The organism is Niastella koreensis GR20-10 (assembly GCF_000246855.1).
GTDB lineage: Bacteria > Bacteroidota > Bacteroidia > Chitinophagales > Chitinophagaceae > Niastella > Niastella koreensis.
Genome location: NC_016609.1, coordinates 7,743,060 through 7,758,398, shown reverse-complemented (window position 1 = coordinate 7,758,398; position 15,339 = coordinate 7,743,060). Strand labels below are relative to the sequence as shown.

The window sequence follows — 15,339 nt, the reverse complement described above, 5'->3', positions numbered from 1 at the left end:
TCGACTCCGCCCGGGATTCGCCCTGAGCGGAGTCGAAGGGTTATGGCGTAAATACTTTCATTACGCCGTTCCGGAATAATTTACCAATGGGAATATCGGTTTTATCAATCTCCACCAATTCGTTGGTGAAAGATTTTATTTTATTAATGGAAACGATAAACGACCGGTGGGTTCGAACAAATAATTTTCCCGGCAGCATGGCCTCTACCGAACTGATGGATTGTTTGGTGATGATGACGCCCTGCAGGGTGTGTACTTTAATGTAATCCTTCATACTTTCTATATACAAAATATCATCCAGCATTACTTTTACCATTTTTCGGTCGGCGCGGAAATACACGAAGCTCTCATTTTTCTTTTCCTCTACAACATCAGGTATTACCGGTTTTAATACAGCAGGCGCATTATTCAACGGGAATGCTTTGTTAACGGCTTTCAAAAAACGATCGAAGCGAATAGGCTTCATCAGGTAATCCACTACATCCAGTTCATACCCTTCCAACGCATACTCGGAAAAAGCAGTGGTGAAAATAACCTTGGGTGGGTGCTGCAATATTTTTATGAAATCGGTACCGTTTAGTTGCGGCATACGGATGTCGAGAAATAACAGGTCGATGGGTTGCTGTTGTAGAATGGTGAGCACCTGGATGGCGTTGGCGCATTCGCCCATCAATTGAAGAGTGGGAATTTCCTGAACATACCGGCGAATGATCTCGCGGGCAGGCGGTTCATCATCTACGATCAGGCACCGTATGGTTTGGGGTTCATTCATGGTAGGTTAACTTGAAAGCGCCGCTTTCTTTTTTGGTCAAAGGCATTCTGTCTAATTGTAACCAAAGATTTACGATAAACACATCCTCCTCATCAGTGATCGTTAATTCGTGTTTACCGGGGTATAACAGGCTCAGGCGTTTGCGAACATTTAAAATACCAATGCCTTTATGATTGTTATTGGCTGCTTCATTTGCCTTGCCATTCATAAGCTTTACATACATCCTGTCGGCTTCCAGGGTTACCTGTAAGTTCAGCCAGGGTTGTTCAATCATGCTACTGGTGCCGTGTTTGAAACAATTCTCAACCACGGGCAGTAGTAACAGGGGGGCAATGGACAGGTTTTCCGTATTGACTGGCAGATCAACATGTACATCCAGCTGGTCGTCGTAGCGAATTTGTTCCAGGGAAATATAATCCTGGATCATTTTTAACTCTTTTGATAATGGCACCTGCGGCTGGTTGCATTCGTACAACATAAACCGCAGCATGTCCGACAAACCCATTACCAGTTGTGAAGCTACCGGCGCCTTGTTCTGCGTGTGCGAATAAATGTTATTAAGCGTATTGAATAGAAAATGTGGATGCACCTGAGCTTTTAACAACTGCAGTTGCGCTTCCACATTTTCTTTTTGTAATTGCAGGTTGCGCTGCTCCTTCACATACCAGTGCTTCATCAGTTTAATGGAAGCAGCAATGCCTGCGATGGTAATACCGCCCCGCAAACCAGCCATCAATGACAGGTGCACCCGCGCTGCTGCCCGTATTCGTAACGTGTTTTCGTCGACAGGCGTGTGCAGGAACCATTCCTCGATTTCGGGAATAATAGTAGCCGATAAGATGGTAGAAATTACTGCGGCGCCCAGGAAACAGATCAGCACCCACGTGGCCGTAAGCCAGTATTTCTGTTTTAGCAGGTACCGCGGAATTACAAAGTACATAAGGGCATACGCCAGCGTAATATGGGCGATCATGTAAAAAAACGATTCCGTTATGGAGTTCGCCAGGCGCACAGAATAAACGGGTTTGCCCGAATAACCAATTACCGAATACAGTATTCCCTGCGTGATCCACCAAAACGTCCAGAACGCCGAATGCCGCCTGACGCGGTACTTGCGTTCATCAGAAAAAATAAATGGATATTTTTCGGTGGGTTGCATATTCCTAAAGTTACATTTCGATCGGCTTAAATCGATGCCACCACGTGTTAATATCGCTGTACTGCTTTTTTTCGTCGACAAAAGTGTCTGGGGAGTGATGAGTGGAAGTGGCTATTTTTTCCGGAGGCTGTTCGCTACCAATGCCTGATTTTCCTGTAGCTTATGCTTTTCTTCCCAGGTAACTACCGCCGATTCCAGTACCTGTTTCAACTGCAGGCGGGTAGATTTACGGGATGGATTGATGCGGATGCCTTCGATCTTTTCTTTATAAACCAGAATACCATCGTTATTATAAAAGTAAACGATGTTGTTTTTGGGCGTGTGAATGTTGTTTTCAATTACCCACCACCCTTTTTCAGATACCCCTTCCGGAGAACCCTTACTCTGTGCAAATGTGCTGACCTGAAACAGCAGGCCGGCGATCAATGATACCATTACTTGTTTTTTCATGACTAAGTGCTTTACTGTATATGAATTGATGAACCCTGTAAAACTATGACACGTGCGAGCCGGGTAATTGGTAAAGTAGCTGATATAATTGCCAACTATGTTAGAATGCAGCAATCTGTAGACAAAAACAGTAAAGCTGGATTAAAGAGTTTCGTCGTCGAAGAACGAACCGGCTTGACAAGTAAGAAAGGTAACGCTAACCCGCGGCGACAAGGTGAAAAACCGATTTTTGTGGGGTTAAGTCATTGAAATGGAAGGGGTAATAGTTGATCCGTATCAAAATAAAATTAATTTCCCTGAAAGAGGTAACCATTGAGTGATTAAATCCAAAAACTTTACTACCTTATATGAATGTACGAAAAACCCCCACCGTTCGGCTCTTATTATGTAACCTTAAGTGTGTCTGGCTGGATAGACGTTTTCACCTGCCACGCTTATTGCGAAATTTTAATTGACAACCTAAACCATTGTATTGACACTAAAAACCTGCATGTTTATGAATACGTGTTAATGCCCAGCTACATTACGCTTATTGCCTCTTCAAAGAAAAAACACATCTCTACTATTTTAAGGGAGTTTAAAAATGGCACCGCCAAACAGGTGTTGAAATCAATTGCAGAAAATCCTGACGAAAAGCGCAAGGAATGGATGATGCGATTGTTCAGCTATTACAGCAACAGGTATCAGCAGGATGCGGAACATCACTTCTGGCAATTTGGTAACCACCCCGTTGTATTGGACAGCAACGAGTTGTTTACCCATCATATATCAACAGTAGTGAACATGCCGGTTACCACCCGGCTGGTAGATGATCCCCATCACTATTTTTATAGCAGTGCGCATCCCCAGCAACGGGTTAAGCTGGCGCCCTGGCAATAGCATGCCGTAAACTCCGTTCACCCCCAATTGCCTGCAAAGGAATACCGGTCAGTTTATAACACATAAATTGGCGGGGTATTCTCTTTTTATGTCTTATAAAAGCAAACGCTCATTAAGTTCGGGCGATATCGTTAAAACAGTTATAAAAAAATCAAAACCATTATTAAAGCATTATTATTCCCAAGTGAGCATTAACATCCGGCCGTTTTATAAACAACATTTAGTATATTACATCTCCTTGTCTCTGCTATATATTTCGGTCTGATTGTTAGCAATACCGCGCCCGGAGCCAAATCAACAGCATGGTTTTATAATTCGTTAACTTATTTATTAATGATCATTGATAAATCAATGCTCCTATGATCAATAAAAACAAAAACCAGGGTCTGAATCAGCAGGATTGTTCTTACCTGACATTTAATGTAGTTGATTGGATTGATGTGTTTATAAGACCTACTTACAAACAGATCGTTGTTGACGCATTAAATCACTGTGTTGAAACAAAAAAGTTCACGATATATTCCTGGGTCTTAATGACCAATCATATGCATTTACTGGCGCGGGCCCAGGATGGGTCGGGCCTGGCCATGATAGAAAAGGAATTTAAAAGATATACTACTACTAAAATACTGGAAGCTATTGATATTGAACCCGACCTGCGCCGGTCGTGGATGTTACAGCGATTTGAAAGCTGTAGCCTCAGCCTTAAAAAAATTGAGAAGTTTCAGTTGTGGCAAACCTGCACCAATCCCTCATACATCGACTTCAAACAGGTATATAAGCTTCAGGAGCGGGTGCTGTACATTCACGAAAACCCCATTCGGGATGGAATAGTTAGCAGTCCTGAGCATTACACCTACAGTTCAGCAATTGATTATACCGGAAAACCGGGCCTGGTTAAAGTACATGTAATAAACTTTGAGGCCCTGCGGATGTCGCTGTTAAAGAACGGTTCAGCTTAACGCGTTCTTTAATGCCTCCACATTTTTCTTTTCACTGCCAACAAAGATCCTGTCGTTTACAAAAACCACAGGTCTTTTAAGAAAGGTGTATTCGTCAAGGATCAGCTGGCGATAATCGTTTTCTGTAAGGACTTTGTCTTTCAGGCCCATTTCCTTGTATTTAAGCGCGCGGCGGCTGAACAGCGATTCATAGCTGCCGGTTTTGCTTTTCATTTCATCGAGCTGGGCCGGGGTAATTTTTTCGGATTTAATATCCTGCATCTCAAATCCCTTTTTATCAATTCCGGTTTCTTTTATGATTGCCTGGCAGGTGGTACAGGTGCCCAGATGATAGATTTTTTTCATAAATGCTTAAAATCAATTGATAAGAACGCGAAGATAGGATGTTGGCGGCACCGCCTTTCACATTTTATTTACAGAAATATGGAGGTTGACATGTAATTTTTTAGGTATTTCGCCGACCAATTTATTATCTTTTCGCTAAAACCAACCCAGTTGCAGGCAAAACTTAACCAGAATGAGTTTGTGGCATTGGTGCATGAACACCGCGCAATGTTGTACAAGGTGTGCAATTTGTATTGCACAACCGAATACGATAAACAGGACCTTTTCCAGGAGATCGTAATACAACTATGGGGCGCTTATCCAAGGTTCAGGGGCGATTCAAAATTCAGCACCTGGCTGTACCGGATTGCACTCAATACTGCCATCTCAGACCTGCGTAAACAAAAGAAGTATATCAAGAGCGTAGAACCCGAATTATTGCCTACTGAGATACAGGACATACAATACAGTAACGAAAAAGAAGAACGGTTGCAGCAACTTTATAAAGCAATTAACCATCTTACTGAAATCGAAAGGGCTATTGTAATGCTGTACCTTGAAGACAAGAGTTACGAAGAAATGGAAGACATTTTGGGGATCAATCAGAATAACCTGCGCGTGAAAATGAACCGGATCAAAGAAAAATTACGTAAACTCACAAAATCTGTAGAACATGGAGTTAGATAGCCTGAAAGATATCTGGAAAAACCTGGATGAAGAAGATCTTCAACCAGCAAAGGAAGTGCCTATTTTGTCCATGTTACAAAAGCGGTCGCAAAGCACTATTGCGCGGCTTAAACGCAATTTGAACCGCGAGCTCATTGCGGTGGTTGTTATATATTCAATAACCATTTGGTATATTATTACCTACCAGCAAATGTATAGTGAGCTGTCTGTATTGCTGGGATTGGTAGGTGGTGCTTTTCTGTTCTATTACTATCGCAAGAGCAAGCTGCTGAATCAAATGCAGTGTGTGGCCTGTGAAGTGCGTTCGAACCTGAAACAACAGCTGGTTACCCTTGAAAAATACGTGCGCTTTTATTTTATAGCAGGTACCATACTTACCCCCCTCGCTTATTTTGCAGCCGGCGTTATCATTTTATTCAACGCACAGGATTTTAACTCTCCACTTGCTGATGTACCTGGTAGTGATACCCAGGCATCGGTATCTACAATACCTGTTGTTGCACACATCAGCAATCATCGGTTTTTTGTATTGTTTATTTCAATTGGCGCCGTATTAACCGTTGGCAGCTATTTTTTAAATCGCTGGCTTATTAATAAAATGTACGGTCAGCATATTCAGAAGCTGAAAGAACTGTTGTACCAGATGGAGGAAGAAGGCTAGTTATAAACCGACCAACCCGTAACCCCGATCCAATTTAGCCCTATGCGTACCCTTTTACTGGTTTCTCTTTTTCTAACCAGCCAGGTGTTGCTGGCTCAGCGTTATGGCCCCGAAATCAAAGACCATCCCGGATGGGGCCAGGTAGTATGCGACTATGGCAATTTTCTTTCTTACAGGCAGGAAGGCAGGCTTGAAGACGAACTAAAAGCCTATCGCAGAAGAACAGGAAATGCAATTGTTGTAATAACCCTCTCTACATTACCTTATTCCATTAAGGAAACTTCTATTCAATATTTTAATAAATGGGGCATTGGCTCCTGGTCAAAGAACAATGGAGTATTGTTGTTGGTAAGCCGGTATCCCCGCCGGGTAAGAATAACTACTGGAAGCGGTATAGACGATATCTTAACTGACTACAAATGCCAACACATTATCGATGAAACAATAGTGCCTTCCTTCAAAGCGGGTGATTTTTACACCGGGTTGGCTGATGGAGTAAACGAAATTGAAATTATCCTCGGCAACAGGGAGCAATATACCAGGCAGAATCCTGCGCCGGTAACTACAGCGCCTCAGGCCCAAACACTTCCCCCACAGCAGGTCATTAACTATGGCTCCAATACTATCGACACTTCAGGACCCAATGACAAAATTGCCCGCTGGATCTTCTGGAGTTTAATTGCTATAGTGGTAGCAATTGTGTGGCGCATCAGGTATCTAAAAAGTCTGCCGCTTGAAAATACCTATTCATCTTCAGGTTATACAACAGAGTCGCCAGAAAACACCAGCAAAAACCCCACCGGGGAAAAATCAAATCCCATTTTAATCTTCCTTATCGGAGTTGTCATGGCGCTTTTTTTCGTGATAAAATTTGTACTGATGCTACCGCTTTTTATATGCGGTTTCTTCGGAAAAGGTGGTGGCAGTTCAGGTTCCGGCTCTGGTGCAAGTTACGGCGGAGGAAGGACCTCGGGTGGCGGGGCCAGTGGCAGCTGGTAACACAGCAATAAAAAACATAATAACTTTAATAACCGGGGGCTGGTTCCGGTAACCAGTAACCGGTTTTTTTATGCATATCCGGCAAAGCCCCAACCAGCTATGCAACCGTGAGCCGGCGTAAGACATCTTTTTACTGGCATCTTCCTGTTATTCTGCGGGGCGGCCGCTGGGAGTGTCTGATTTTTAAGTAATTTCAATACACTAAAACGATTCGTTATGCCAACCCGCCGGGATTTCCTCAGGCAGTCATCACTGCTTACCGCCAGTTTAATTATCAGCAAAGAAGATTGGTTTTTTGAGCCTCAGAAAATAGGCCTGCAATTATATACACTCCGCAATGAAATGGGTAAAGATGCGAAAGGCACTTTAGCCAAAGTAGCAGCACAAGGATATAAAACCGTTGAAACCTTTGGTTATGGCAACGGAAAATGGTTTGGGATGAATGCCGCCGAACTGCGTGCCGAATTAAAGTCACTGGGCTTAACTACCCCCAGCGGCCACACCTTTCCCGCCAGTGTGTTCCTGGGTAGCGGTTGGGAAGAAAAATGGAAACCTGCCGTTGCAGATGCAAAAGCGGTTGGCCAGGAGTTCATAGTTGTTCCCTGGATGGAAGAACAATTCCGTACCGATATCAACAATTTTAAAAAACTGGCTGCCGTCCTCAACAAAGCCGCAGAAATTTGTAAGCAGGCAGGCATCAAACTCGCTTATCATAACCACGATTTTGAATTTGCTCCGCTGGCGGGCACAAATGGCTTCGACGTATTATTGAAAGATACCGATCCCAAACTGGTATTCTTTGAAATGGATATTTACTGGGTTTCCAAAGCCGGTAAGGACCCATTATCGTTCTTCTCCAAATACCCCGGCCGTTTTGCCATGTGGCATGTGAAGGATATGGACAATACCCCACAAAAGAACTTTACCGAAGTGGGCAGCGGCGTAATTGACTTTAAAAAGATTTTTACCCACGCCAAACAAAGCGGCATGAAATACTTCTTTGTTGAGCAGGACCAGTGTCCCGGGGCGCCACTTGACAGTACTGCCAAAAGCATTGCTTACCTGAAAAAGAATATCGTAAAATAAACTGGTTATCCTATTACCACACCTAATACAAATGTCATATGATGCAACGCAGGAGGTTCTTGCAACAGGCGGGTACATTGCTTGCCGGGGGAACAGTATTATCAGCCATAGATAATAACGCATTTGCCATTTTCAAAAACCGCATAGCGCCCAGCGATCAATTGCAGGTTGGCGCCATTGGCATCAATGGCATGGGCTGGGCCAATGTAATGGCCGCGATGAAAGTACCAGGTGTTAACATAGTCGCGTTGTGCGATGTTGACAAAAATGTACTGGATAAAAGAATGGCCGAGCTGGCAAAAATGAATGTGGATACGTCAAAAGTGAAAACCTATGGCGATTACCGTAAGCTGCTCGAGCAAAAAGATATTGATGTGGTAATTGTAGGCACGCCCGACCACTGGCATGCCTTACAAATGATAAATGCCTGCGAAGCGGGTAAAGATGTGTATGTAGAAAAACCCGTTGGCAATTCGATAATAGAGTGCCGTACCATGGTAGCTGCCGCAAAACGCTATAACAAGGTGGTGCAGGCCGGCCAATGGCAACGCAGCCAGCAGCATTTTAAAGATGCGGTTGATTATGTACAAAGCGGAAAGCTGGGAATGATCCGTACTGTAAAGGTTTGGTGTTATCAGGGCTGGATGCGGCCGGCTGCTGTTGTGCCCGATAGTAACCCGCCTGCAGGTGTTGACTTTGCCACCTGGCTGGGTCCCGCTCCCAAACGGTCTTTCAATGCCAGCCGCTTTCATTTTAACTTCCGGTGGTTTTGGGATTATGCCGGCGGTTTAATGACCGACTGGGGCGTGCATTTGCTGGATTATGCCCTGTTGGGGATGAAAGCCGATGTACCCAAATCAATTTCTGCCCTGGGCGGCAAGTTTGCCTATCCCGAACTGAGTGAAGAAACACCTGATACATTGACCACCTTATACGAGTTTGATAAATTCAACCTGGTGTGGGATTCTGCTATGGGAATAGACAATGGGTCCTATGGCAGGAACCATGGTATCGCTTACATCGGTAACAACGGCACCCTGGTGCTTTCCCGCGGCGGCTGGGAAGTAATAGAAGAACCAAAGGCCACTGAGAAAGCTTCAAAGGCGTTTGCCAGGAGTATTGATAGTGGGGTTGACCTGCATTGGGTAAACTTTGTAGATGCCGTAAAATCGCGGAAAACCGAAGACCTGCATTGTTCCATTGAAGCCGGGGCGCATGTAGCCACAGTAGCGCAAATGGGCAATATCGCCTTTAGAAGCGGACAAAAGCTGGTGTGGGATAAAGACAAGGGAAAATTTACCGACGAAAAAGTGAACAGCGAGTACCTGTTGAAGGAGTATAACAATGGTTATAAACTGCCTAAAGTATAAAAATTTAGCCCCCCACCAGCTTCCCCCTAATGGGGGCTGGTGGGGGGCTTATAGTTAGTTTCTTACAATTTTTTGATCCTGATATTCCGGTACCAAACAGCATTGCCGTGATCCTGTAAGGCAATGTGACCGGTTTTATACGTGCCGAAGCCAGGCCATTGTTTGAATTTGCTGGCGGCAACCATCTTCTTCCAGGCATCATCCCACAGGGTAGTTGAAACCACTTTGGTGCCGTTCAAATGAAACTCCAGTGCGCCTTTATTGGAGATGATCTCCACCTGGTTCCATTCACCGGCAGGCTTTACCGTTTCGGGCGTACTGGTGATGAGATCATACAGATCGCCGGCGCGGTGTTTAATGATCTTGGCATCGGGATGCGCTGCGTTATCCAGCACCTGCATTTCGGGACCGGTATGATAGGTTTCGCCGAATTTAGGCCCTTCCTGCACATAAAACAGGATCCCGCTGTTACCACCTGCCGAGATCTTCCATTCCAGTTTCAGATCGAAATTATCGTATTCATCGTTGGTTACCAGGTCACCGCCGCCTGTGATCTTACCATCTTTTTTATTGGCGGTATCGAGGTGTAAAGCGCCATCAGCAATCTGCCACGCTGCGCCGTCAGACTTCTTATTAAAAACATGGAAATTACTTTTCGAATTGCCATCGAACAGTAATTGCCAGCCGGCACTTTTTTCTTCATTGGTGAGGCTGTTGTTCATTTCAACAGGAGCTGCTTTGGCCATAGTATCTGCTGTTGTTGTTTTTGTTGTATCGGTTCCCGCTTGTTGTGTGCCGGAACCACCCTGGCAACCTGCAATGGCGCCAGCAATAAACAGGCAAGCAAAAGTTGTGCGCATATATAGATGATTTTAGTGAAAATGCGAATTATAAGCGTTTGATCTGGATATTTCTGAATGCTACGCCATCGCCATGGTCCTGTAAGGCAATGCGGCCTTTCTGAAACATACCAAAACCTGCCCAGTTTTTGAACTTACTGTTTGCGATCAGTTGTTTCCAGTTGTCGTTCCACATGGTTGTAGAAACCACTTTGGCGCCATTTTGAAACAGATCGAGCTGACCTTTATTGATGATGATCTCTATCTGGTTCCATTGACCCAAAGGATGTACATTTTCAGGCGTACTGGCAATTAGATCGTACAGGTCGCCTGCGCGGTGTTTGTTGATCTTTGCATCGCGGTGGCCATTGTTGTCAATGATCTGCATTTCGGGACCTGTTAAATACGATTGGCCATATTTGGGATCTTCCTGGGTAAGAAAAATAATCCCGCTGTTGCCGGCCGAGTCAATTTTCCATTCCAGCTTCAGATCAAAATTTTCAAATTCATCGTTGGTGACTAAGTCGCCACCGCCTGCGCCACTTTTCTTGGCTACAGGATCGAGGTACAATACACCATCACCTAACACTTTCCAGGCAGCGCCATCTGATTTACTATTATAAACGTGCCAGTTTTCTTTTGAGGTGCCATTGAAGAGCGACTGCCAGCCATCACTTTTTTTTGATGCTTTGGTGGCTTTGGCGTCATCGGTTGTTTTGTTTGCTGTATGGCAGGCCAGCAAGGCCACAGGGAATAAGGCGATAATAAACTTTTTCATGAATGATTTCAGAATAAATGGTACACGTAAACAGGCAGGCAATACCTTAAAAAGAACCCCCGCTTCTGAGAAGCAGGGGTTGCTGAAATTTATTTTGCATTTTTTAAGTTCAGTATGTAGCGAACCATTTCCTTGGCACTGTCTACACTCAATGCCGGATGTGGTGTCATTGGAACAGACCCCCAGTTACCAGATCCGCCTTTGATTACCTTGTTAGCAAGGGTTTCAATATTGGCATCGGTGGTTTCATACTTTTTTGCTACATCGGTGTAAGCAGGACCGATATTTTTTTCATTGATCTTGTGACAGGTAGTACAATCGAGCGAAACGATCATATCCAGGCCTTTGTCATTGGCGCTGGCTTCCGGCGCAGGAGTAGAAGTGCTGGCGCCTTCAGCGGGTTTTTCTTCTGTGCCCTTTTTATTGTCTGCAGAACCGCAGGCAACGGCTGTACATAAAGCAGCAAAAACGAGTAATTTCTTCATCGAAACAAAAATTTAAATTCTGAATTGCAAGTTAATAGTTTAGCAAATTACATTATTTTAAGCCTAATACGGCTCTGTTAAATTCTTCATTGTTGCCCGTTCCTGCAAAATCATCAAAAGCCTTTTCTGTAACACGGATGATGTGGTCTTTAATAAATGGAGCTCCTTCCCTCGCGCCATCTTCAGGATGTTTGATACAACACTCCCATTCCAGCACCGCCCAGCCCGGATAATCATAAGCAGCCAGTTTGCTGAAAATAGATTTAAAATCAACCTGTCCATCGCCCAGTGAGCGGAAACGGCCGGCCCTGTCAATCCAATTCTGATAACCACCATAAACCCCTTGTTTGCCGGTTGGGTTGAACTCGGCATCTTTTACATGGAACATCCGGATGCGCTCATGATAGTTGTCGATGTATTCCAGGTAATCGAGGCATTGCAATACGAAGTGCGATGGATCGTATAGCAAACAGGCGCGTGGGTGGTTGTTGGTATGCTGTAAGAACATCTCATACGAAATACCATCGTGCAGGTCTTCACCGGGATGTATTTCATAACAAAGGTCTACGCCATGTTCATCAAATTTGTTGAGGATGGGCAACCAGCGATTGGCCAGTTCTTTAAAACCGGTTTCAACCAGTCCGGCGGGGCGTTGTGGCCAGGGATAAACCGTAGGCCATAACAGCGCACCGCTGAAAGTGGCGTGTGCGTTCAATCCCAGATTTTGCGAAGCCTGGGCGGCATACCGCAGTTGTTGCACGGCCCATTCGGTACGCGCCTTGGGATTGTTGCGATATTGTTCGGGGGCAAAACCATCGAACAGGGTATCATAAGCCGGGTGAACGGCTATAAGTTGCCCCTGCAAATGGGTGGAGAGTTCAGTGATCTCCAGTCCGCATTCGTTTACGAGGCCTTTCAGCTCATCGGCATAAGTTTTACTTTCGGCTGCTTTTTGAAGGTCGATACAGCGGCTATCCCAGGTAGGTATTTGCACACCTGCAAACCCCAGGCTTTTAGCCCACTGGCATATTGATTTAAGCGAATTGAACGGTGGCTGATCGCCCATAAACTGGGCGAGGAATAATCCAGGTCCTTTTAACGTTTTCATTAAATGGCGCTTTGAGATGAATGTTTTGAATTAGGTATTACACTTCAAACGGTGTCCACTTTTCCTTGCTGGTGCTGCTCTTTACTACATTGTCGATAAACGCCATGCCGCGAACGCCTTCGTCTACCCGTGGAAAGTCCAGCATTTCTTTAGTAGGTTGAACCCCGTCTATTTGCGCAGACAACGTCAATGCAAAGTTGCGGTAGATATTACCGAATGCTTCGAGGTAGCCTTCGGGGTGTCCACCAGGAGTGCGGCAGTTGTGGGTAGCAAATGTGGACAACACACCTGTATAATTACCACCGGCACGCAGTACCTGCATGGGTTGGTCGAGCCATTTAACCAGCAGTGTATTGGGTTCCTGCTGTGCCCATTCAACGCCACCCAACTCGCCGTATATCCGAATTTTCAATGCATTCTCTTCACCGGCTGCAATTTGTGAAGCTATTAAAACACCGGCGGCGCCATTGTCGAATTTCAGCAATACGTTGCCATCATCATCGAGGTGACGGCCTTCTACCATTATATTCAGATCGGCGCACAGCTGCATGATCTTTAAACCAGTGATGTATTCGGTAAGGTGGGCGGCATGCGTACCAATATCACCCATGGCGCCGGCCTTACCCGATTTCTTAGGATCGGTTCTCCAGGCAGCCTGCGCATTGCCTTCGCGTTCGCTGAGCTTGCTTAACCAGCCTTGCGGATATTCAACAATTACTTTTCTGATCTTACCCAACGCATTGCCCTGTACCATGGCACGCGCCTGTTTTACCATCGGGTAACCTGAATAGGTATGAGTGAGGCACAACAGCAAACCTGTTTCGGCCACTTTCTTTTGCAATTGTTTAGCTTCATCGAGCGTGAAGGTCATTGGTTTTTCAATCACCACGTGAAAGCCATGGTCAAGCGCCATCATTGCCGGAGCAAAGTGTGCGAAGTTGGGTGTTACGATGGTAACAAAATCCATGCGTTTGTCCGCTGGTAATTTGCTTTCCGCCTTAATCATATCTTCATAATTGGTATATATGCGGTCATCGGGCAGAAATAACATTTTTCCAGAATCAATAGCTGTTTCGGGATTAACACTAAGAGCGCCACAGGCAAGCTCGATCAGTCCATCCATATTAGCAGCAATGCGGTGAACAGCGCCGATAAAGGCATCTTTGCCTCCACCTACCATTCCCATTCTTAATTTTCTGTTCATGAAATAGAAATTAGAAAATGTGAAAAAGGATTTGTTTTAAAATAAAAAATTACATTTACATGCTTAATTTAAGCTAACGAATTTACAATTGCATTCGATAAAATTACGGTGGTTCGGTATAAAGTTTAAAAATTATCAATTACCCACCATATAAAAAACCTAAACGAATCTTGCCATGCAACAACCAACGATTCATCGCGGCCAGCTATTTTTGGCCAGTTGTTCAGCTCTTTTAGTGACCTCATTGTCATTCGGCATCCGTGCCGGGATCCTGGGCCAGTTAGGTGTAGACTTTCACCTCAATGCCTCGGAACTGGGTACCATTGCAGCCACTGCCTTCTGGGGCTTTCCTTTAGCCGTGATCATTGGCGGTATGGTCGTTGATATTATAGGCATGAAAAAATTATTACTGCTTGCCTGTGTGTTTCACCTTGTGGGTATTTTGCTAACAGTTTTTGCAAGCGGTTACTGGACGTTATTTCTCTCCACCTTATTAATAGGAATAGCTAACGGAACTGTAGAAGCAGCCTGTAATCCACTGGTGGCAGCTATCTATCCTGAGAACAAAACCACCAAATTAAATCACTTCCATCTCTGGTTCCCCGGTGGCATTTTTATTGGTACACTCATCGTATTTCTTTATAACAAAGCCGGTATTGGACCCATTGGCAGCTGGGATCCCTGGAAAGTACAGGTGGCAGTGATGCTGATACCCACATTAATTTATGGTTACCTGGTTTCCCGCCTTAAATTCCCGGTTACCGAGCGGGTGGCTGCAGGTGTTTCAACAAGCGAAATGTACAAGGCATTAGCCACTCCGCTGTTCGTTTTTATGATCGTCTGCATGTTTGGCACCGCCATCACAGAGTTGTTTACCGGTCAATGGATAGATGTACTCCTGAAAAACGTTACCGATAATCCTCTGTTGATCCTCACGTTGGAGACCGGTGTAATGGTGGTTGGCCGCGGACTGGCAGAACCTGTAGTGCATAAATTATCTCCCCAGGGTGTACTGCTGATCTCTTCCGTATTAGCTGCATTGGGAATATATCTGTTAGGACATACTACCGGAAACATGGTATTTGCCGGCGCCCTTATTTTTGGAATGGGTGTATGTTATTTCTGGCCCACCATGTTGGGTTTTGTGTCAGAAAATCTTCCCAAAACCGGTGCGGTTGGGTTGAATTTTATGGGCGGAGCCGGCATGTTTGCCGTTTCTGTTTATATGATACTTATGGGCAGCCATTACGATAAACTGCTGGGTGATAAATTACCAGCAGGCGCCGATCTGAAAGCGTACACCAATGCGCCCGGCGGATCAGAAATGGCGAATGCCCTGGCCGAAGCTAAAAAAGCAGCAGGCCCGCAAATTCTGGATACCACATTAATAATACCGATTATACTTGTTTTTGCATTTACCGGATTGGTTGTTTACATGCGTGGAAGAAAGAAGACGCAATTGTTAACACCTGTTAGCGCATAATAGTACTATCTTAACCTTTTGTAATATTTTAACGCTAACGGTTTTACATTTAATCGTTTTTGTGGGAACAATTTGTAAATTTCAATCTTAACA

At 44.7% G+C, this 15,339-nt stretch carries 17 protein-coding genes; 8 read left to right on the top strand and 9 right to left on the bottom strand.

From position 1 onward, the window contains the following. Window positions 1-40: 40 nt before the first annotated feature. The 3 genes from NIAKO_RS30870 to NIAKO_RS30860 all read right to left on the bottom strand — a co-directional run bounded on the left by NIAKO_RS30870 (window position 41) and on the right by NIAKO_RS30860 (window position 2,381). The gene (locus NIAKO_RS30870) at window positions 41-772 is read right to left on the bottom strand and encodes a LytR/AlgR family response regulator transcription factor (RefSeq protein ID WP_014222408.1); all 732 of its coding nucleotides are present in this window, start codon (window positions 770-772) and stop codon (window positions 41-43) included. Beyond that, a complete protein-coding gene (locus NIAKO_RS39230; RefSeq protein ID WP_014222407.1) occupies window positions 765-1,931 on the bottom strand; it encodes a sensor histidine kinase in 1,167 nt (388 codons plus the stop codon). The genes NIAKO_RS30870 and NIAKO_RS39230 overlap by 8 nt, the downstream gene beginning before the upstream one ends. Window positions 1,932-2,042: 111 nt before the next feature. Beyond that, window positions 2,043-2,381, bottom strand: coding sequence for a hypothetical protein (locus tag NIAKO_RS30860; protein WP_014222406.1), 339 nt, complete (start codon window positions 2,379-2,381; stop codon window positions 2,043-2,045). Between the two features lie 351 nt (window positions 2,382-2,732). Here NIAKO_RS30860 and NIAKO_RS30850 point away from each other — a divergent pair, with 351 nt between their 5' ends. Next, the gene (locus NIAKO_RS30850) at window positions 2,733-3,260 is read left to right on the top strand and encodes a hypothetical protein (protein ID WP_014222404.1); all 528 of its coding nucleotides are present in this window, start codon (window positions 2,733-2,735) and stop codon (window positions 3,258-3,260) included. A 359-nt stretch (window positions 3,261-3,619) separates the two neighbouring features. Then, window positions 3,620-4,222, top strand: a complete 603-nt coding sequence (locus NIAKO_RS30845) for a transposase (protein WP_014222403.1) — start codon at window positions 3,620-3,622, stop codon at window positions 4,220-4,222. Here the strand turns inward: NIAKO_RS30845 and NIAKO_RS30840 are convergent. Beyond that, window positions 4,214-4,567, bottom strand: a complete 354-nt coding sequence (locus NIAKO_RS30840) for an arsenate reductase family protein (protein WP_014222402.1) — start codon at window positions 4,565-4,567, stop codon at window positions 4,214-4,216. The genes NIAKO_RS30845 and NIAKO_RS30840 overlap by 9 nt on opposite strands. Before the next feature lie 150 nt (window positions 4,568-4,717). Here NIAKO_RS30840 and NIAKO_RS30835 point away from each other — a divergent pair, with 150 nt between their 5' ends. From NIAKO_RS30835 to NIAKO_RS30815, 5 genes are all read left to right on the top strand, one after another. Continuing rightward, entirely contained in the window at window positions 4,718-5,233 is a 516-nt protein-coding gene (locus tag NIAKO_RS30835; RefSeq protein WP_014222401.1) for an RNA polymerase sigma factor, read from the top strand. Next, window positions 5,220-5,894 carry a hypothetical protein gene (locus NIAKO_RS30830; RefSeq protein ID WP_014222400.1) on the top strand — a complete coding sequence of 225 codons (675 nt, stop codon included), beginning with the start codon at window positions 5,220-5,222 and terminating at the stop codon, window positions 5,892-5,894. Before NIAKO_RS30835 ends, NIAKO_RS30830 begins: the two co-directional genes overlap by 14 nt. A gap of 42 nt (window positions 5,895-5,936) precedes the next feature. Then, a complete protein-coding gene (locus NIAKO_RS39005; RefSeq protein ID WP_014222399.1) occupies window positions 5,937-6,893 on the top strand; it encodes a TPM domain-containing protein in 957 nt (318 codons plus the stop codon). A 216-nt stretch (window positions 6,894-7,109) separates the two neighbouring features. Beyond that, on the top strand, window positions 7,110-7,979 hold the full coding sequence (locus NIAKO_RS30820; RefSeq protein ID WP_014222398.1) for a sugar phosphate isomerase/epimerase family protein: 870 nt from the start codon (window positions 7,110-7,112) through the stop codon (window positions 7,977-7,979). Between the two features lie 38 nt (window positions 7,980-8,017). Then, a complete protein-coding gene (locus tag NIAKO_RS30815; RefSeq protein WP_014222397.1) occupies window positions 8,018-9,349 on the top strand; it encodes a Gfo/Idh/MocA family protein in 1,332 nt (443 codons plus the stop codon). A 62-nt stretch (window positions 9,350-9,411) separates the two neighbouring features. Here NIAKO_RS30815 and NIAKO_RS30810 read toward each other — a convergent pair whose 3' ends face one another. The 5 genes from NIAKO_RS30810 to NIAKO_RS30790 all read right to left on the bottom strand — a co-directional run bounded on the left by NIAKO_RS30810 (window position 9,412) and on the right by NIAKO_RS30790 (window position 13,763). Further along, the gene (locus NIAKO_RS30810; RefSeq protein ID WP_014222396.1) at window positions 9,412-10,209 is read right to left on the bottom strand and encodes a 3-keto-disaccharide hydrolase; all 798 of its coding nucleotides are present in this window, start codon (window positions 10,207-10,209) and stop codon (window positions 9,412-9,414) included. 28 nt (window positions 10,210-10,237) lie between these two features. Beyond that, window positions 10,238-10,966, bottom strand: a complete 729-nt coding sequence (locus NIAKO_RS30805; protein ID WP_014222395.1) for a 3-keto-disaccharide hydrolase — start codon at window positions 10,964-10,966, stop codon at window positions 10,238-10,240. Window positions 10,967-11,055: 89 nt separating this feature from the next. Then, the gene (locus NIAKO_RS30800) at window positions 11,056-11,451 is read right to left on the bottom strand and encodes a c-type cytochrome (protein WP_014222394.1); all 396 of its coding nucleotides are present in this window, start codon (window positions 11,449-11,451) and stop codon (window positions 11,056-11,058) included. Between the two features lie 52 nt (window positions 11,452-11,503). Continuing rightward, a complete protein-coding gene (locus NIAKO_RS30795) occupies window positions 11,504-12,559 on the bottom strand; it encodes a sugar phosphate isomerase/epimerase family protein (RefSeq protein ID WP_014222393.1) in 1,056 nt (351 codons plus the stop codon). A 37-nt stretch (window positions 12,560-12,596) separates the two neighbouring features. Next, the gene (locus tag NIAKO_RS30790) at window positions 12,597-13,763 is read right to left on the bottom strand and encodes a Gfo/Idh/MocA family protein (protein WP_014222392.1); all 1,167 of its coding nucleotides are present in this window, start codon (window positions 13,761-13,763) and stop codon (window positions 12,597-12,599) included. Between the two features lie 175 nt (window positions 13,764-13,938). Here NIAKO_RS30790 and NIAKO_RS30785 point away from each other — a divergent pair, with 175 nt between their 5' ends. Continuing rightward, complete coding sequence (locus NIAKO_RS30785; RefSeq protein WP_014222391.1) at window positions 13,939-15,246, top strand: MFS transporter; 1,308 nt, start codon at window positions 13,939-13,941, stop codon at window positions 15,244-15,246. Window positions 15,247-15,339 lie beyond the last annotated feature (93 nt).